15 protein-coding genes are annotated in these 19912 nt (G+C 35.6%); 10 read left to right on the plus strand and 5 right to left on the minus strand.

The features are described 5' to 3' along the window. Window positions 1-34: 34 nt before the first annotated feature. The 8 genes from cheD (at window position 35) to AC27GZ_RS10185 (ending at window position 11199) form a co-directional block, all read left to right on the plus strand. Window positions 35-694: a chemoreceptor glutamine deamidase CheD gene (cheD, locus tag AC27GZ_RS10150; RefSeq protein WP_487094871.1), complete on the plus strand. Its 660-nt coding sequence runs from the start codon at window positions 35-37 to the stop codon at window positions 692-694. A 44-nt stretch (window positions 695-738) separates the two neighbouring features. Next, complete coding sequence (locus AC27GZ_RS10155) at window positions 739-1836, plus strand: protein-glutamate methylesterase/protein-glutamine glutaminase (RefSeq protein ID WP_487094872.1); 1098 nt, start codon at window positions 739-741, stop codon at window positions 1834-1836. Continuing rightward, window positions 1823-3049: a methyl-accepting chemotaxis protein gene (locus tag AC27GZ_RS10160; protein WP_487094873.1), complete on the plus strand. Its 1227-nt coding sequence runs from the start codon at window positions 1823-1825 to the stop codon at window positions 3047-3049. The genes AC27GZ_RS10155 and AC27GZ_RS10160 overlap by 14 nt, the downstream gene beginning before the upstream one ends. 41 nt (window positions 3050-3090) lie before the next feature. Beyond that, on the plus strand, window positions 3091-3399 hold the full coding sequence (locus AC27GZ_RS10165; RefSeq protein ID WP_487094874.1) for an STAS domain-containing protein: 309 nt from the start codon (window positions 3091-3093) through the stop codon (window positions 3397-3399). A gap of 20 nt (window positions 3400-3419) precedes the next feature. Further along, window positions 3420-5159, plus strand: coding sequence for an ATP-binding SpoIIE family protein phosphatase (locus tag AC27GZ_RS10170; RefSeq protein ID WP_487094875.1), 1740 nt, complete (start codon window positions 3420-3422; stop codon window positions 5157-5159). Between the two features lie 82 nt (window positions 5160-5241). Then, window positions 5242-6402 carry a response regulator gene (locus tag AC27GZ_RS10175; protein WP_487094876.1) on the plus strand — a complete coding sequence of 387 codons (1161 nt, stop codon included), beginning with the start codon at window positions 5242-5244 and terminating at the stop codon, window positions 6400-6402. Next, the gene (locus AC27GZ_RS10180) at window positions 6399-8579 is read left to right on the plus strand and encodes an ATP-binding protein (protein ID WP_487094877.1); all 2181 of its coding nucleotides are present in this window, start codon (window positions 6399-6401) and stop codon (window positions 8577-8579) included. The genes AC27GZ_RS10175 and AC27GZ_RS10180 overlap by 4 nt, the downstream gene beginning before the upstream one ends. Before the next feature lie 304 nt (window positions 8580-8883). After that, the gene (locus tag AC27GZ_RS10185) at window positions 8884-11199 is read left to right on the plus strand and encodes a methyl-accepting chemotaxis protein (protein WP_487094878.1); all 2316 of its coding nucleotides are present in this window, start codon (window positions 8884-8886) and stop codon (window positions 11197-11199) included. A 230-nt stretch (window positions 11200-11429) separates the two neighbouring features. On the opposite strand, the gene tsaA is transcribed toward AC27GZ_RS10185, so the two are convergent. From tsaA to metG, 4 genes are all read right to left on the minus strand, one after another. Further along, window positions 11430-12170 carry a tRNA (N6-threonylcarbamoyladenosine(37)-N6)-methyltransferase TrmO gene (gene tsaA, locus AC27GZ_RS10190; RefSeq protein WP_487094879.1) on the minus strand — a complete coding sequence of 247 codons (741 nt, stop codon included), beginning with the start codon at window positions 12168-12170 and terminating at the stop codon, window positions 11430-11432. Window positions 12171-12180: 10 nt separating this feature from the next. Next, a complete protein-coding gene (gene rcsF / locus AC27GZ_RS10195) occupies window positions 12181-12567 on the minus strand; it encodes an Rcs stress response system protein RcsF (RefSeq protein WP_487094880.1) in 387 nt (128 codons plus the stop codon). 13 nt (window positions 12568-12580) lie between these two features. Next, on the minus strand, window positions 12581-14785 hold the full coding sequence (locus tag AC27GZ_RS10200) for a cation:dicarboxylate symporter family transporter (RefSeq protein ID WP_487094881.1): 2205 nt from the start codon (window positions 14783-14785) through the stop codon (window positions 12581-12583). 127 nt (window positions 14786-14912) lie between these two features. After that, window positions 14913-17036: a methionine--tRNA ligase gene (gene metG, locus AC27GZ_RS10205; protein ID WP_487094882.1), complete on the minus strand. Its 2124-nt coding sequence runs from the start codon at window positions 17034-17036 to the stop codon at window positions 14913-14915. A gap of 121 nt (window positions 17037-17157) precedes the next feature. On the opposite strand from metG, the gene apbC reads away from it, so the two are divergent. Both apbC and dcd read left to right on the plus strand, forming a co-directional pair. Beyond that, window positions 17158-18285, plus strand: coding sequence for an iron-sulfur cluster carrier protein ApbC (apbC, locus tag AC27GZ_RS10210; protein ID WP_487094883.1), 1128 nt, complete (start codon window positions 17158-17160; stop codon window positions 18283-18285). Window positions 18286-18311: 26 nt separating this feature from the next. Continuing rightward, entirely contained in the window at window positions 18312-18911 is a 600-nt protein-coding gene (gene dcd, locus AC27GZ_RS10215; protein WP_487094884.1) for a dCTP deaminase, read from the plus strand. A gap of 10 nt (window positions 18912-18921) precedes the next feature. On the opposite strand, the gene AC27GZ_RS10220 is transcribed toward dcd, so the two are convergent. Further along, window positions 18922-19827, minus strand: a complete 906-nt coding sequence (locus AC27GZ_RS10220) for a gluconeogenesis factor YvcK family protein (protein ID WP_487094885.1) — start codon at window positions 19825-19827, stop codon at window positions 18922-18924. Window positions 19828-19912 lie beyond the last annotated feature (85 nt).

The raw sequence follows: 19912 nt of genomic DNA on the forward strand, positions 1-19912 counted from the left end.
TTAATGGGTTTTATAGGGTTATTTAGGGTGAGATGTGCATAGAAATAAACACTTAAAAGTGGAGCAAAGTATACAACAATGCTTACCTGAGTTTACCCATGTAAATCATTATTGGGATAATAATCGAGAGAGGGTTGTAGCAAAAATATTACCCGGTGAGTTTTATATGACCACTGATAAAGTTGTTATTGCCACAACCTTAGGCTCATGTATTTCAGCATGTATTTGGGATGATAAGGCAAAGATTGGTGGAATGAACCACTTCATGTTGCCTTTAACCACAAAAGAGTTACATGAAATAAATTGGGGTAAAAGAGAACTGGTCAGCGATGCTACTCGTTATGGTAATTTTGCTATGGAACATCTCATAAATACTATTTTAAGGTGTGGCGGTCGAAGAGTTAATCTGCGTGCTAAATTGTTTGGTGGAGGAAAAATGCTAAACCAAATGTCTGACGTAGGTAAAAAAAATGCAGACTTTGCTTTAGCTTATTTACAAGAAGAAGACATTGTCATTGATAAATGTGATCTGGGAGATGTTTGCCCAAGGAAAGTACTATTTGAACCATTTACAGGGCGTGCTTTTGTTAAACATCTCAATAATTTACATAACGATACTATTGTACGTCGAGAAAGTGATTACCGAAGCAAAATTGATAAAAAAGACGTTGAAGGTGATGTTGAGTTGTTTTGATATTTAGTTTAAGCACAGTTAGGTAATCTGAGGGTGTAGTTAATATGAGTTTAATAAAAGTATTAATCATTGATGACTCTTCAATGATTCGAAATATTATTAAAGATGCACTAAGTCATGTTAATAACATTGAAGTTGTTGGTGAGGCTGAAGATCCTCTTGTTGCTCGTGAGTTAATAAAAGAGCTAAACCCAGATATATTAACCCTTGATATCGAAATGCCAAAAATGGATGGTATCACTTTTCTATCTAATCTTATGCGGTTACGGCCCATGCCAGTTATTATGTTATCTACGTTAACACAAAAAGGGGCTGATATTACTTTGCAAGCACTTGAACTTGGTGCGATCGATTTTATCGCAAAACCAAGTGTACAAGAGCTTTTAGCCACTAAAGATAATTTTAAAGAAGTGCTTATTGATAAAATAGAGCAGGCGGTAAAAGTTGATCATAAAAATTATCAACTCGCACATACACTTACAAAATCAGCAAGCAAACAAAGCATAAAAAAAGTCAATTTTACAGGTGCTAAACGTAGTAATCATATTATTGCGATAGGAGCATCCACAGGTGGTACAGAAGCGATTAAAAAATTATTAACTGATATGCCTAAAAACTCACCGGCTATCGTAATAACTCAACATATACCGAAAAATTTTAGTCTTAGTTTCGCAAAACGTTTAAATAGTTTACTTCCTTTAGAGGTTCATGAGGCCAGTCATGGACAAAAAATAAAATCAGGCCATGTTTATATTGCACCCGGCGACTTGCATTTGGAAATCACACAGAAAAATGGCGCTATGTTTTGTACTTTACTGGATACAGAAGAGGTGAATAGGCATAAACCTGCCGTTGATGTTTTATTTGAATCACTATTAGAAGTTGCCAGTAATGTACAGGCGGTACTACTAACAGGGATGGGGAAAGATGGCGCCCAAGGCATGTTGAAATTAAAAAAACAAGGAGCTAGAACAATTATTCAAGATAAAGCCAGTAGCCTTGTTTGGGGAATGCCAGGTCAAGCACATGCACTGAATGCGCATGTACTGGAATTGCCATTAACACAAATAGGCAGTGCTATTCTCGATTATGCAAGCTTAGATAGAAATGAAATGAAAGAGGCAGCAAATGTATCAGAATAAACATTTAGTCATTACAGGAGGTTTGTTATCGACCTTACTGATATTAAATCATGTGTTGCTGCAAAATGATCTTATTTTTTATCTACTACAAGGCACTTTGCTTGTTATTTTTATTTTTTATATCTACCAATATTACAAGCGAACTTCATCTGAAACCTTTTCAGCCCAGTCTTCACAAATAAGCAAGGAAAACACGAAAGGTACCGATGATACTCTTGCTGTGGATCATGCTTTGTTTCATGAAGTGGTTTTGGAGTTACAGCAATTTTTACATCAAGAAATAGAGATTATAGAAAACGAAGTAAAACGCACTAAAACCTTAGTTGAAGAAGCAGTACTAGGTATTTCAGACAGTTTTAAACACTTGCAGGGCTTGAGTATGGAGCAACAAGATATGTTTGAAAATTTAATTAAAAACTCTACCAGTTTCAAGGACGGAGAAGAAGAATCAACGTTAGAAAACTTTGTGATTCAGTCTAACCAAACCCTTGACGATTTTGTTGGTGTTATTGTTAATACAAGCAAACAAAGCTTAGAAACAATGAGCTTTACTGATGAAATGGTGGCGCAATTTGACAGTATTTTTAATTTGCTTGCCCAAGTAGAAGGGCTCGCCAGTCAAACAAATTTACTCGCCCTTAATGCTGCTATTGAAGCTGCAAGAGCGGGTGAAGCAGGAAGAGGTTTTGCAGTGGTAGCAAACGAAGTACGTACTTTATCGGTAGGTTCTACAGAATTAAATAGTGATATTCGTAATGAGATTAACAAATCTCGAGAGGTGATTTCAAAACTGCGTGAATCTGTAGAAAAAATGGCTTCAGCAGATATGACCTCAACTTTAGAAGCAAAAGATAAAATGTCAGTGATGATGGAACATGTTGAAACAGTTAATAAACATACAATGCTCAGTGTGGAGGAATTAGCGATTCTTTCACCAAAAATAAAAGATGCTGTAGCAACTGGAGTTCGTTCTCTTCAATTTGAAGATTTAACAAGGCAGTCGCTGTATTCACTCGAAATGAATGTGCAGAGTATTTATGAAATCAGTGAGGTCTTGTCAGGCTTCGAAGATAGTAAACAAACGTCTGCTCATCATCAACTAGTGACATTAAAGGAAAAGTGCCAAGAAATTTATCAGCAAACTAAAGAAAGCGAAGGTAAACGCAGTGTGAAACAAATTACGATGTCTGAAGGTGATGTCGAATTATTTTAACTTATCTCTACGATCAAAATGGTTATTCAAGGAGGCAACTTATGACCGTCAGTGCAAATTATTCTGAAGAAAACAAACAAGTATCTATTATGGTTGAAGATAGGTTTGACTTTTCATTGCATCAAAAATTTCGAGAATCATATAGTAGATTCCAAGATAAAAATTTGACTTTTATCTTGGATTTAAGCCGAACCAATTATATGGATAGCTCTGCGCTGGGCATGATTTTACTCTTAAAAGATTATGTTGAAATGAATACAGGAGAGTTAATCATAAGTAAACCCAATGAAACGGTAAGTAAAATCTTAGAAATAGCTCAGTTTCATCGTTTAATGAATGTTGTGCACTAGCGAACTTTTTTATGCTTGACATGACAGAGATAAAAAACAACAAATTAGCATTGATTGTTGATGATTCAATGACTCAATGTTTGATGCTGTCCGCGCTGTTAAAAGAGGAAGGCTACGAGGTTGAAGTGGCTAATGATGGTGCTAAAGGCGTTGAAAAATACATAGAATTTCAACCCGACTTAGTTCTGATGGATATTAACATGCCCGTGATGGATGGTTATGAAGCCACTCGACGCATAAAAGAGCTTTCAGGGGACAATCTAGCACCACTTATCTTTATCACGAGTATGGACACTGAAAAATCCTATATTGAAAGTGTTGAAGCAGGTGGCGACGGTATACTTATCAGGCCTTTTACGCCACAAGTTTTTAAAGCAAAAATTAAATCAATTCAACGGATCAGCGATTTATATCAGCAGATAAAAGATTTGCAACAAGAACAACATAAAGATGCTCAATTAGCCGAAAAAATGATGTCTGAAGTGATTGAATCAAGAAATTTTGCACTCGATCAAATAGGGATAATTAAACAGGCAGCCACCATGTTTAGTGGGGACATTCAGTTAACATCATTATGCCCTAATGGTGATATTCATGTACTTTTAGGGGATTTTACGGGCCATGGATTACGGGCTTCTATTGGAGCAATCCCCGTTACTGAAACTTTTCGAGCCATGACTAAAAAAGGTTTCTCTTTAATAGATATTATTGCTCAAGTTAATAAGCAACTTAATGTTCTGTTACCGAATGACTTATTTTTTGCAGCTTGTTTTGTTTGTATTTCATCACATGAAAAGTCAGCGCATGTATTTAATGCAGGTTTACCCAATGCTTATATTTTCGATAAAAACGCAGTTATTAAACAACAGTTTCCCTCTATTCATCCACCATTAGGAATTCTTCCTAAATTATTACCAGATACCCCCATCGCTGTTATTTCTATTGAAGAAAGTGATCATCTCGTGATGATCTCTGATGGCATTATTGAAGCGAGAAATTCTAAAGGGCAAGAGTTTGGCGTGGATAATTTTGAACAAACCGCTGAAACAGGCATGCTCAATAATAATATTGCAAACCATGTTTTAAATGAGCTGCAATTGTTTTGTCAGGGGATGCCACAAGAAGACGATATATCATTAATCGATGTACCATGTTCAGGTTGGGAGCCAACAGTATCTACCCCACAAAAGTCCGCCTCTCAAGTCACCATCCCTGACAGTATTACTTTTGAAGATAACTTGTATAACGCAAACCCAAGTTGGTCATGGCGCTTGAATTTAACAGATAAGTTATTAGCAACGGTTAACCCCATCCCGTTATTAATGAACCAAATTAATGATATTGAAGGAGAGGGAGAACATTGGCTAAGCTTATATACTTTATTAACTGAATTATTTGTTAATTCTCTTGATCACGGCGTCTTAGGGCTAAGTTCTGAATTGAAAAGCTCACCTGAAGGTTTTAGTCAATATTATAATGAAAGAGCCAAACGCCTAGAAAAATTAACACTGGGATATGTAAATATAGAGGTAAGTTTCTTTCCTTTTGCTCATGGTGGCAAGGTGATGATCAATATGAAAGATAGTGGTGAAGGCTTTGATGTATTGGAAGTAATAAAAAATAATTGCTCAAACAATGATGAAGTCATGAAACTAAGTGGTCGTGGAATTGAGTTGATAGATCAGCTTTGTGACACCTTAGATTATCAAGAAAATGGCACATTAGTAACTGCAACTTATGTTTGGCATGACAATCCTTAAAAGGGTTTAAATTTTTTAACAATATCAATGTTAATCAATAAAAGTGGATATTAATTTACAAGGAAATATAAGGAGAATAGTAATGAATAAACATAATCTTTTGATTATTGATGATGATATTGAGTACCTCAAGTTATTAGCTGAAAGTCTAGAAGATGACTTTGAGGTGAGGTGTGCAAACAACCTTAATGTTGCTAATGATTTGCTTAAAGAAAATATTAATTTTGATATTGCTTTGGTTGATGAAAATATTGGACTTGATCGAGGTTCAGAGTGGATCAAGTTACAACAAAACACCCCAAATTCACCGACTTCTTTTGTTCTTTATTCGGGCATGGCCACAGAAGAAGCCATACTTCAAGGGTTAGAGTGTGGTGTCGATGATTTTTTAGCTAAACCTATTTCTCTATTAACTTTAAACAATAAATTGCAACATTTAATTGGTTATCAAGAGAAAATTCATGAGTTTGAAAATGAGATAAAATCAAAAGAAAATGTAATTAATATCTCAATGGCACAAGCGTCAAAATATGGCAGTTGTATGCAACTTACCTCTAAGCTTAACCAATGCAATAGCTATGAGCATATTCGTGATGAAATATTTTCTTTCTTCTATGCAATGGGGTTACATGGTTGTATCGCCTTTTATCCTTTAAATGAAACACCAGCATATTACAGTGCTGAAAGGGGCGTATGTTCTCCTGTTGAAATAGAAGTGATGGAATTGTTAAAAGTAAAATCTCGTTTATATCAATTTGGCTCTAGAACTATTTTTAATCACCCTCAAGTCTCTATTTTCATATTAAATCTAGAGCAAGGCACTGTAGATACAGATATTTATATTGACGCTCTAGCATCTGTTATTGAATGTGTTGGCGCTAGAATGGCTTTTATTGCTTATAAAAACTCTTTAGTCACGGTTCAAGAACAAATAAAGCAAGCAGTAGAGTCGACAAAAAAAATGGTCGAAATATCTAAACATCATCATCAAGAAGTGATGGATGAAATAGTGCAAAAAATAGGGTTAAGTTTTCATGTTTTAGATTTAAATGTAGAGCAAGAAGATTACCTCACTGATTTAGTGCATTCTGCGCTGAAAAGACATACGCAAGATGATGTTAATTTTATTGAAGTGGTTCAACTGCTTGATAGTGCATCGCATAGTGTTGATCAATTACAATCATTAAATTTGCAGCAAGAGTACCTTGCCCAAGAGATTGATGATGAGGATGAGTTGTTTTGAAAGCTGCCCCTCACAAACATCCCCATCAAATCCCAACCCTTGATAAGCTCGATGAGGGATTCTGGCAATGGGATTTAGCAAATGACAGCGTGTTTTATTCGCCCAAATTGATGACATTACTTGGTTATGAATATAAAGGTTATCAAGATAATAGCGAATTTTTGATGAAGCACTTTGAAAAAGAGGCTTTATCAGAGTTTAAGCAACATATAACGCTTCACCTTTCTGGGGACATAGAGAAGGTTGACATAAGCTGTATTCTCACAACTCAAGAAAGGCAAAATATTTGGGTAAGTCTTATTTGTAAAATTACCGAGTTTGATGGTGATGCACCTTGCTTATTATGTGGCTCTATAAGAGCAATACCTGATAATAAAAAACTATGCGCTATGTATCAGAGACAAAATAATTGGCTAACACTTATTGAGAAAGTCAATAATATTGGTTACTGGCGATTTAGCTTGCAAGATCAATTGTTTAGTTGGACAAATAAACTCTATAAAATGCATGGAGTAAGTAAAAAAACGTTTAAACCTAGTATCGACAACGTCAGTCAATTGCTGTCAGGAAAAGAACAACAATTATTTATAGATAAAATGCAAAGAGCGACAACTCTCGCTGAGCCTTTCCATTTAAAAGCAACGATTAATTTAGCTAACAATGAAAAAGTTAAAATAGATATTGTGGCTGAAATTGAGTTTGATACATCAAGTAATATTCAAGCGGTTTATGGCACTGTTAAAGATATCACCCGTCAAGAGGGGGTTTTTGAAAAGTTAAAATTGTTAGCTATGGTTAACTTAACCATCAAAGTGCCGATTTTTTTTATTGATGATAATGACAATGTTGTTTATCAAGATATCTCCCCCCATCAAGACAACGCAAGCGCTGTGTTGTTTAGCTATATCAACTTCAGTATTGCTGATTACATGGAATATAAAAAAAAGGCTGTAAAACAAGGGCAAATCAAATATACCAATGTAAGTTTTGATAAATACAATAGTGTTTTTGACTTTTCAGTTACTTATGAAGCTGAAGAAGGGATTTATATTTGGATTGTTGAAAATGTCACAGAAGCGTTTCGACAAGAGCAACAGCAAATCATTTCAAATCGTTTAGCATTATTAGGTAATACTTTCGGCAATGTTTCACATGATATTAATAACGTACTTGGCGTGGCACTAGGCGCAATTGAAATGTTGGAGTTAAAATTTTCTAGAGGTGAACAGGATATATCAAAGTATATTGACCGTGTTAAAAACGCAATTGATAAAGGGAAGGATGTAACAGAAAGGCTATTGGCCTTTACGCGTAAACCGACAGTTAAAGTAGTCAATTTCGATCCAATTAAAGAGATTCAAGAAAATAAATATTTATTTAAGCAGCTTTTACTCAGTACCATTGATTTAACAATTGATTTTGAAGCAATCCATTGTGTCATTAAGTTTCCGCAAGGAGAGTTTATCAATATTTTGCTTAATTTGGTGTTAAATGCTCAAGATGCTATTCAAGGAAAAGGTCTAACGGGCAAAATAGCAATTTCTATTAATCTAGCTGGCCCTAATCAATTAGAAGTACATGTAAAAGATAGCGGCACAGGTATAGCAAAAGAAAATTTAACTAAAATATTTGATCCCTTTTATAGCTCAAAGTCCGTTAATAAAGGTAATGGTATTGGTTTAGCTAATGTTTATAACACTATGTATAAACATAACGGTCAAATACAAGTAGAAGGGCACAGTGAACTAGGAGGTGCACATTTTACTTTAATATTTAAATGCAAAACCCTTAATAAACAATTTCAATCTGTTAAAAACAAGAACACTTGTTCAAACATGCAAGGTAAAAAGGTTTTAGTGTTAGATGATGAGATCAGTATTGCAGAATTTGTTTGCTTGTTTTTGGAAAGCCAAGGTGCAGAGGTTTCTATGGCCAATAACAAAGATGAGCTTATTAACATTCTCGATAGCCACAGCGAGTTTGACATTTTTATAACGGATATGATCTTACCTGATTTATCTGGGCGTGAAGCGGTTGAGATGGTTAAAAAAGTTATTCCAGACATAAAGGTTTATTCTATTAGTGGTTATATAGCAACTGAAGAGCGAACTTGGAACTACCCTGTACTTAGGAAACCCTTCAACTCAAAAGACTTAGCAGAGTTTCTTGCAAAATAGTCAATAATCTATCTCTTCCATTAACTGAAAAAAACATCTCATAAGAATATGAGGGATTAAATCTTGCTTACATGAAGTTGCATAAAGAAATAAGATTAGTCGTGAATGGTGTTTTGGGTAAAAGCTCAATGAACTGTTGAAAACACAATTCAGTGCAACATTTTGATAATTTTGGTGCAAAAAATAAATAATACAAAAGATATTTACGCTAATGCCTTATTTTCCTTGATTAAACTTTAGGCGTAATACTTGCTTAATGTAATCTTTCGTCCCCATTTAACCCATTAAAGGTTGTATCTAATTCATGAGTCTTAAAGTTAGAATTTTAATAAGTATGGTTGCTAGTGTACTTATCACAGGAATGGCGGTAGTAGTATTACTTGCCCAAATGTCAATTAAAGAATTAGACGAAAATATTCACAAAAAATCTCAACGTGATTTAATCGCAAAAAGAGCAGCAATTAGTACTAAAATTGAAAAGTATTTTTCTACTATAGAGAAACAAATAACAACCTTATCTGCGAGTTCTCAAACTGAAAATGCTGCTCAGGAATTTATCGATGGTTTTAACCTATATGCTTCTCAATCCAATGTTACTAATGAGAATAAAATCACTCAGTCTCTAGATGAATATTATAAAAATGAATTTGGAAAGAAATTTGATGAACTTAATAATACTAGCCTAGAAGTAGAATCGCTTTATAACGAGAACAGCCAAACTGCACATTTATTACAATATGATTTCATCAGTAATAATCCGCATTCATTAGGTGAGAAAGATGAATTAGTGGTCCCTGAAACTAAAACAACCTATGGGAGTACACACCAAAAATACCATCAAGATTTTCAGTATTTTTTAGATCAGTTTGGCTATTACGATATCTTTATAGTCGATGCTGATACAGGAAACATTGTATATAGTGTATTTAAAGAATTAGATTTCGCTACCAACTTGCTTCATGGACCCTATGCAAAAACAGGTATTGCAGAGGCATTTAGAAATGCTAAACAGTTAAAACCTAATGAAACCTATATATCTGACTTTACCTCATACCTGCCTTCTTATAATGCATCAGCAAGTTTTATTGCAAGCCCAATTCAAATAGGTGGTACATCTAAAGCGATTCTTATTTTCCAAATGCCTTTAGCGGAAATTAATAACATTATGACCCATAACAATGATTGGAAAAATAAGGGCTTTGGTCAAAGCGGTGAGACCTATTTAGTAGGCAACGATAAAACCTTGAGAAATGAAAGTCGCTTTTTTATCGAAGATAAAGAAGGCTATTTGGCAATTATATCTAATAGATACCTTGAAAAATCATTACTTATTGCCAAGCAAAATACCAGCATTGGCCTTCAACCTGTTAGTGGTTTAGCCGTTGATGAAGCTTTAGCTGGCCGTTCAGGTTATACCGAATTAAATGATTATCGTGGTGTACCTGTTTTGTCAGCTTATGGCCCTGTGCACTATGGCCCTCACACATGGGCACTATTATCTGAAATTGATGTAGCTGAAGCCTACGAATCTATTGAGAAGTTAAGTCGTAGTATTTGGTGGTCGGCTATTACGGTTTTATCTTTATTAACTGCGGTTACTTTTATACTAGCCTATTGGTTGTCTATGATATTAACAAAACCTATCCTGAAAATAGGGGAAGAAGTTAAAAAGCTTAATAGTGGTGATGCTGATTTAAATATTGTATTGAAGGACTGTGGCATAACTGAATTAGATCAAGTGACACAAGGGATTAATCGCTTCTTGTCGTTAATTAATCAAATTATAGAATCAATAAAACAAAATTCTGAAACTATCGCTTCATCAAGTACTCAGCTTAGTGCAACAACGGAACAAACTAATTGTGTCGCCTCTAGACAGCAAGAGCAGTCTCATGTTGTGAATGATGCTTTAAAGCAATTTTATTATGCTATAGAAGAAGTCTCTGAAAACTCAAATAGAGCCTCTAATGAAACTTCGCAAGCAAAAGATATTACTGAGAAAAATACTAAACGAGCTAACTTAGCGAGAGACAATATTAATGAGCTTGTTACTGAAGTTAATACCTCATCAAAAACGTTAGAAAATCTACAACACCAAGTTGAAAGTATTAATAATGTATTGAATGTTATTACTTCAATTGCAGAACAAACAAATTTACTAGCATTAAATGCAGCAATAGAAGCTGCAAGAGCTGGAGAGCATGGAAGAGGCTTTGCAGTTGTGGCAGATGAAGTACGCCAACTTGCCACTCGAACACAAAAAAGTACTGTGGAAATTCAAGAAAATATCCATTCTTTAACCGAAGTGGCTGATGAAGCTGTCAATTCGATGCAACGTGCCTCGGTATCTGCTAAAGACGGAATTCATTTAGTAGACGAAGTCACCACCTCATTAAATGAATTACTTAATGGTATTAAAGATTTGGATAACATTAACCATTCAGTGGCTGCGTCAAGTGAAGAGCAAAAGCATACATGTGACGCTATCATGAAAAACATGGAAACTGTTGAGAAATCTGCTACAGAACTATTTGATGCCTCAAAAGACGTATCTGGTGCCAGTAACGCATTGTCAACGATTGCTGATGAATTACAAAGCAAAGTATCTCAATTTAAATAAGGACAAAAAGTATTATAGGTAACAGTTTCAACCTTCCTGTTACCTTAGCTTTTATTGATAATAAAGCCTTACTTCCTCATCGATGTTTTGTTTAAGACAAACAAATTATTAATGTTCGTCATGTCGTTAAGAGAACCTGAACAAACTTAGCACTTGATAAACGCATAAAGAAAACAGAAGTTACCTAGAAAGAAGTTGTACACGTAGCTCGAAGAATTAATTAAGTTTTATTAATTCTTTGTTTTTATAATGGTTTTGCTGATTTTAGTCACAACCAGCGTTGACAAGCTTTGCATCATCCATTCAATATTTAAATCATACAGTGACATCGCATAGCTCTTGTCATCTGCTTTGTGTTGTTTATAGGCGGGGCGAGGATCTTGCGCTAATACTTGCTCTATGAGCAAGCTTAGATTTGGGTAAGTTTCCTGTAATTCATGTATCGTTTGCTGAGCTTGACCGCTAAAATTCACTGACAAGCTATCTACAGGCTGTTGTTGGGCAAAACCAGCATGGGCATCAGGTATTGAATCTGCGTAGGGAAGATAGGGCTTGATATCAATAATCGGGGTTTCATCTAACAAGTCGAGCCCAGAAATATGCAAAATGACTTGGTGTTTTTTGACTTCAACTGAGGTTAACTTGACCACTGACATACCTATTGGGTTTGGCCTGAAAGTCGATCTAGTTGCCAGTACACCTACTTTTTTGTTGCCACCTAAACGTGGTGGCCTAACAAGTGGCTTCCATCCTTTCGCTTTAGTCCCATGAAACACAAATAAAAGCCAAAGGTGTGAAAATTGGCCAATTTCTTTAATTAAGTCTGTGTTATTAGCTTTGCCTGTTAAAATAACTTGTCCTTTAGCCGCGTCTACTAATCCTGGTTGCCTGGGTATGGCAAACTTCTCTTTATAAGGTGATTTAACATATCCTATTGCGTTAAAGGTTATTTTATCGTTTGAATTAGTCATATCAGCTTAGTTAACTATTATCTTCAACGACGAAAGCTCTACCATAACAAATAACAATTGCGTGACATTGTTGAGCATCATTGCTTTGGCTTAATAGTTGGAGTTGTTCGGGAGAAAGCTCAGCACAGCCAGTAAATATTATAGCGTTAGCTTGTTTGTTATATGCGAGTTGTCGCGCTTGTGTACGAGCAATAACTTTATCAGGAACGGCATGATGTGGTTTAACTTGACAGTCTTGACCTTCAACTAAGCCTATAAATTCATATTTACCACTAATGTCTGCTTCTTGCTCATAAATAGTTACTTCAGACGCTGAAAAATATTCCTTGAAGTTTTCTTTGTCTAAATTGGTTGAAACTTGATAATTGTGAGTACACGCGTTTAATAAAAAAAACATGGCTATTATAAAACTAATTTTCGACATAGGTTTTTAACTCAGCTAATTTTTCAGATAGTAAAATAGGTTTATTACCGGCAATCCAATAATCAAATAATTTTTTAATGTCATTATTTTTCTTCTTAGTTGTGATCCAGTTTCTCATAAATAATTCAAAAGCATTATCTTTATTGTTTATTGCAAATGCCATAAAGAGTGGTGGTTGAGCTGGTTTTGGGACGATTACTGTGTACTCAGGGTGTAATAACGTCCATGCCGAAGCGGTTGGTGCCCCAAATAACATAGCATCTATATGTTGGTATTCTTCCTTAAAGAAAAGCCTAGGGGTAGATATTTCCCATACTTTTCCATGTTTAAAGTATCGCTTAATTAAATTTTCACTATAAAACAACTCAGGTATACCAATAATCAAATCATCGCGCCTAAATATATTTTTCCAATCCGTAAATTCACGGCGTCTATTTTCTTTTACAATAAAAGCAATGTTTTGTGATGTATAAGGAATGGTGAGGGTGAACTCTTTCATATTATTTGGCAAAACTGGAATACCAGTGGTCATGTCTAAATACCCTGAGGCTAATAATTCTTTAGCCTGATCATGAAAAATTCGAACAAACTCAACACTCACATTTAAATCGTCCGCTAATAGGTTGATTATTTCAATGTCAAAGCCGACTAATTTACCTTCATTGTTATGAAACCCATAAGGTAAATCGTCTCTAAAATAGCCTACACGTAAGAAGCCACGCTGTTTAATACGGCTTAACACATCAGAATAAGGAGATGAATTGATGGAGGAGTTCTCAGGGGCTCTCAGCACGGTAGACTGAATATCAATCATGACAAAGTCACGTTCAATAAATTTTTCATAACCCTGATATTGATAACTTATATTATCAAAGGTAATCCTAAGTGAATAGAAAGTCATTATTGAAAATATTGGAAACAGTATGGCGTACTTTACAAATGAAGCCCATTTAAATGTAAACTGTTTGGTGACACTAGCACTTACCAGTAAAACAAAGCATGTGGAAAATATTACTGAGAGTAACGCACTTAACCTGCCAACAATTAAGTTTTCTGCAACTAAAAATAATTCAAATAATGAGCCGGGTACATTAAATAATTCTAGCAAACTCGGCATTGCAACAGTGCTGGTGCCAAACAGTTGAGGTAAGCCAGCAGCTAATAAGTTTACGTATTGGTCAATGCCAACATGTGAGCCTGAAAACCATGCTGCAAATAAAACAAAAAGTAATGCAAGTAATTTACCGCCTATAGGCAAACTAAAGCTTATAGGCACGATTATACCGGGCAATTTAGTTGCATCATTAACCAATACTGCAGGGATAGTTTGGTTAAGTTTCTCAGATTGTTGATAGGTTTCTTTTATCAATAATTTGGTTTTTTCGACGATTAACGGAATAACAATAAAGAAACTACCAGTAGCAAAAGCGGTGATCATAGCTTCTCTTGATACGGTGAGGACTTGACGATAGCTCAACAGCGTCACAATAGACACTATCGCTGGTAGAATTAAAAAACTTAAAAGAAACACTAAAACTGTAGCAGTTACAATGTAAACTAATAGGCCATCAATCTGAGAGCTATCAACTGTGGCAGCGGCTCTTAAGGCTATACAAAAAACACCCAAAGGCGCTAACTTCATCACATTATTGCTAACAATAATAATGGCATTGTTAAGACCCGTTAATGCTTGTAGTGTTTGTTTTTTCCCCTTTGCACCTTTTAAACCTGCACCTAGGCAAATGCTAAATAAAACAACACTTGGGATTAGCCCGTTTGCGAATGAATGAAAGGGGTTTTGTGGAATAAATAGCGTAATTAGATCAAATTCTTTTGTAGTTTTTATTGTATGTAAACTATAAAAGTCAGCACTAACCCAGTTAGGAAAGGCGATGGGGGCTAATAATATATAAATTAATACTAAAAATACCATTGCTACCAAAATGGTTAACGACTTCTTAAAACCACTTCGTACTTGATTGGGGTTTAAGCCACCAATACCAATGATTAATGATAGGGCAATGTAAGGCAATGCTGTCATTTGTAGTAACATCACAAACGCATTAGCTATTTCGTTAATACCACCAAATACTGTTCCATAAGTAGCACCGATGATAAGCCCTGATACCATGCCGATAATGATAAATGCCGTTGATGGAATAGATTTTATAAAGGAAGTTATTTTATTCACTATAAGTCTCTTAAGCGCTAATATAATTAATGGAAATACAATAAGCGATAATAAAAAAAAGGTATCGCGTTACACTATACCTTTTATACATTGTTTCTGATTTTATATTTTTTATTAAGTTTTTTAGCTACTTAACTCTCATCCCAGCTTTGGCGCCTTCATCAGGATTTAAAATCCATAAATCTTGACCACCAGGCCCAGCTGCTAATACCATGCCTTCTGACATACCAAAACGCATTTTACGTGGTGCTAAATTAGCAACCATTACCGTATGTTTGCCGATAAGATCTTCAGGTTGGTAAGCTGATTTGATTCCTGCGAATACTTGGCGGGTTTCAGAATCATTATCAGAAAGAGACAAGGTCAGTTTCAATAATTTGTCGGCTTTTTCTACATGTTCAGCATTAATGATTTTGGCAATTCTTAAGTCAATTTTTGCAAAATCATCAAATTGGATTTCTTCACTGATAGGATCAGCGGCTAACGGGTTGTTTAGTGCTGCACTATTATCAACGGGTTTATCCTTCTTCTTAGATTTTTTTGATTTCTTATTATCATTAGATGCCGATGCAGGATTTAAATTTTCTTTTGATGCTTCAGTCATAGCATTGATTTTGTCCATATCAACACGTTGTAATAAAGCTTTAAATTTATTAATTTTATGATCTGTTAATAAACTTTGATGACCCTTCCACATTAACTCATCATTTAAAAATGCAGCTGTATTTTCGGCAAGTGAAGGTAGCACGGGTTTTAAGTAAATCATCAAGGTGCGGAACATATTAATACCAAGCGAACATATATCTTGCACTTCTTGTTGTTTGGTTTCATCTTTGATTAATTGCCATGGTTCTTTGATCGCTATATATTCATTAACTTTATCAGCAAGAGCCATTATCTCACGCATAGCGCGGCCGAAATCTCTGTTTTCATAACAACTCGCAATACTGTCTCCAGCATTCATCACTTCATCGGCAAGCGCTTGATCATCAATATTGCTAGATAACATGCCATCAAAGCGTTTAGTAATAAAGCTTGCGCAACGTGAAGCAATATTTACCACTTTACCTACTAAGTCAGAATTTACTCGTTGAGCGAAGTCTTCAAGGTTAAGATCCAAATCATCAATGCGATTTGTTAACTTAGCTGCATAGTAATAACGTAAATATTCAGGGTTTAAATGCTCAAGGTAAGTTCTGCCTTTAATAAAAGTACCTTTTGATTTAGACATTTTCGCGCCATTAACCGTCACAAAACCATGGGCATAAACACTAGTGGGTTTACGATAGCCCGCACCTTCAAGCATCGCAGGCCAAAATAGACTGTGAAAGTAAATAATGTCTTTGCCAATAAAGTGATAAAGTTCAGCATCAGAATTTTCAGCCCAGAAGCTGTCAAAATCAATTTCTGGCTTTTTATTACATAAGTTTTTAAAGCTACCCATGTAACCAATAGGGGCATCTAACCAAACATAGAAAAACTTGCCTGGCGCATTTGGAATTTCAAAGCCAAAATAAGGCGCATCACGGCTAATGTCCCATTGTTTTAGTCCTTGCTCGAACCATTCAGCTAGTTTATTGGCCATTTCTTCTTGTAAAGCACCACTGCGAGTCCAGTCTTTTAACATGGTTTCAAACGCAGGTAAGTCAAAAAAGTAATGTTCAGAATCTTTTAATACCGGTGTTGCCCCTGATACAACAGAGCGAGGATTTAACACTTCAGTAGGCGAGTAAGTTGCACCACAATCATCACAGCTATCACCATTTTGGTCTTCAGCTTTACATTTAGGACACGTGCCTTTAACAAAACGATCAGGTAAAAACATTTCTTTTTCAGGATCGAATAATTGTGAAATTGTTCGGGTTTTTATATGACCGTTAGCATGTAGTTTATTGTAGATCTCAGTCGCAAATTCTTTGTTTTCATCACTATGTGTTGAGTGATAGTTATCAAAACTGATATGAAAGTCTGCAAAATCTGCCATATGTTCTTCACGAACAGCATTGATCATTTCTTCAGGAGAAATACCTAGCTCTTGAGCTTTTAGCATAATTGGAGTGCCGTGAGCATCATCAGCGCAAACAAAGTAAGTTTCATGACCACGCATGCGTTGAAAACGTACCCAAATGTCAGTTTGAATATGTTCAAGTAAATGGCCTAAGTGAATAGAGCCATTAGCATAAGGTAATGCACAAGTAACTAATATTTTGCGTTTCGAAGATGGAGCAGATGAAGAAATAGCAGTAGACATAAAAAATAAATGTTTTGATGGTAATAATGGCTGCAATAGTACAGAATTTAGCTTTTATACTCAAGCCATCATGCAGTGGTTTAAGTATGTTCTTCAATAATTAATACCTTGGATATCCGGGATGTTCGGCAAACTTTTTTCACAAAAAACACAAATTAAGAACCCTTCGTTATTAAGTAATGAAGAAATAGCTGATGTTATAAATACAACATTACAAACTTATCGTTCAGTAAACTTTCCTGAAGGTGTGCTAAGTACTTGTTTATCTATTGAAATTAAACAAGATGAACATATTGACATTCAAATTGAAATGCCTTTTCCTTGCCAAGGAGAGCTGGATGAAATTGCAAGTAGCTTATCGCAAATGCTGCAAAAAACGGTTTTCTTTACAGTGCAACTTAATGTTTCAGCCGTACGTAAATTTTCTTTAAAAGGAAGTGGTCATAATATTGCCAACATTATTGCAATATCTTCTGGCAAAGGCGGTGTAGGTAAGTCTACGACAACGGTTAATTTAGCATATGCCTTAATGGCAGAGGGCGCTAGAGTGGGGGTGTTAGATGCTGATATTTATGGTCCTTCGGTACCAACCTTGTTGGGGTTAAAAAACGCCAAACCTAAATCTTTTGATGGCAAATTGATGTTACCTTTGGTGTCACATGGGTTAAACGCCATGTCGATAGGTTTTTTGGTTCATGCTAACGATGCGACAGTTTGGCGAGGACCTATGGCTAGCGGCGCTTTTGGTCAATTACTTAATGAAACAGCTTGGCCTGAGCTTGATTACTTATTAATTGATATGCCGCCAGGTACTGGTGATATTCAATTAACACTCGCTCAAAAGATACCTGTTGCTGCAGCGGTTATTGTGACAACCCCCCAAGATATAGCACTTGATGACGCCATTAAAGGCGTTACTATGTTTGATCAAGTTCAAGTGCCGGTGCTGGGAGTTGTTGAAAACATGAGTTATCACTTATGTGAAAACTGTGGTCATCAAAGCCATATTTTTGGCGAATCAGGTGGCACATTAATGGCTGAGCGTAAGAAGGTTGAACTTTTAGGGCAATTGCCACTTAATATTGATATTCGTCAAGATGCTGATAGTGGCCAATCGGATATCATTGAAAATAGCACTGGCGAGATAGCAAGTTTGTACCGTAGAATAGCGCGTAATATAGTCGGGCAATTGTTTTTGCAATTGGACAACCGAAGTCCGCTTACTGCAAGCGTTGAAAACATTGAATAATCAACTCAACTAACAAGTGAAAAAATATGAGATTGTGTGATAAAGATATTGAGCAATACCTTGATGATGAAAGAATAGTAATTTCTCCTAAGCCTGATAGTTCAATGATTTCAGGAGTTAGTGTTGATATACGCTTAGGTAATGAATTTAGAGTATTCCAAGATCATACGGCACCTTATATTGATTTAAGTGGTCCTAAAGCTGAAATGCAACAAGCAATGAATTCGGTCATGAGTGATGAAATAGTGATAGCTGATGGTGATGCATTTTTTCTACATCCTGGGGAGTTAGCATTAGCTGTAACCTATGAATCAGTTACATTGCCCGATGATATTGTTGGTTGGTTAGACGGCCGCTCGTCATTGGCTAGGTTAGGGCTTATGGTGCATGTAACAGCCCATAGAATTGATCCCGGCTGGTCAGGACAAATTGTCCTAGAATTTTATAATAGTGGTAAATTGCCGTTAGCTTTACGCCCTAAAATGAAAATTGCAGCGCTAAATTTTGAAACTATGTCGTCCAGTGCTGTACGCCCATATAATAAACGTGATGACGCAAAATACAAAGATCAAAAGGGCGCTGTTGCAAGTCGAATCAGTGAGGATGAAGCATCATCAAATAAGTAACTCAGCTAAACTAAGCTGATTTTTTATTTTCTAATGCAATAGACAGGCAATCTTCTAATGCTGAAATAAGTTTTTGTTTGTCGTGATGATGAGGCACTTTATTATGCGCTAAATCACGGCATATAATATTAACTTTATCAGACTCTACACAGGGCTGTTGGCTTATTACACTATCAACAGGTAAACAGCCGATATTTTCTTCAATCCAATCTAGTTTCTCATCAATAGTTAATTGAGAAGCGGGGCTTTGCTCTGCAACAATATTATCAATAAAGACACAATGGCCCTCTCTATTTTTTAAAGCATTACTAATATCCCTCACCAATAACGGGGGAATAATGCTTGTAAGAAAGCTGCCTGGTCCTAAAATAATTAAATCAGCCTTATTAATAGCATCAATGCAAGGAACTATAGATTTTACTAGAGGTGCTAACATTAAGCTTTTAGGCATGATAGGCATTTCATCAACGGAGAGCTCGCCAACACGGCAACGCCCTTCTGGATAGAATGCCATTAAATCTGTAGGTGTTTCAGACATAGGTAAAACTTGGGTGCGTACACGTAGCATACGCCTAACAAGCTTAATAGAGTCTAACGGCCTAGATTGTACTTGTCCTAAACCATAAAGAATTAAATTTCCTAGATTGTGACCACCAAGTTCGTCACTACCGTCAAATCGAAAGTTAAATAGTTGACTGCCAACAGAATCACTGTCGACAAGTTCTGTCAGGCAATTTCTTAGATCGCCCCAAGCAATTGAACTACTTCGCTTTCTTAATTTGCCTGTTGAGCCGCCATTATCTGTTGTTGTGACTATACCGGTTAATTTATCTTCCATAAAAGAAAGGGTAGAGAGTACTCTACCTAAACCGTGACCACCACCTATGGCAACAACATTTAATTCATTTAACTGCATTCGATTTTAATTTAACTAATACTACTAATAAGTTGTAGGTAAACAATAACGTTAAATCTCGAAAAAATAAAGCGAGTATAGACAT

The organism is Colwellia sp. SU-HH00943, from assembly GCF_057546125.1.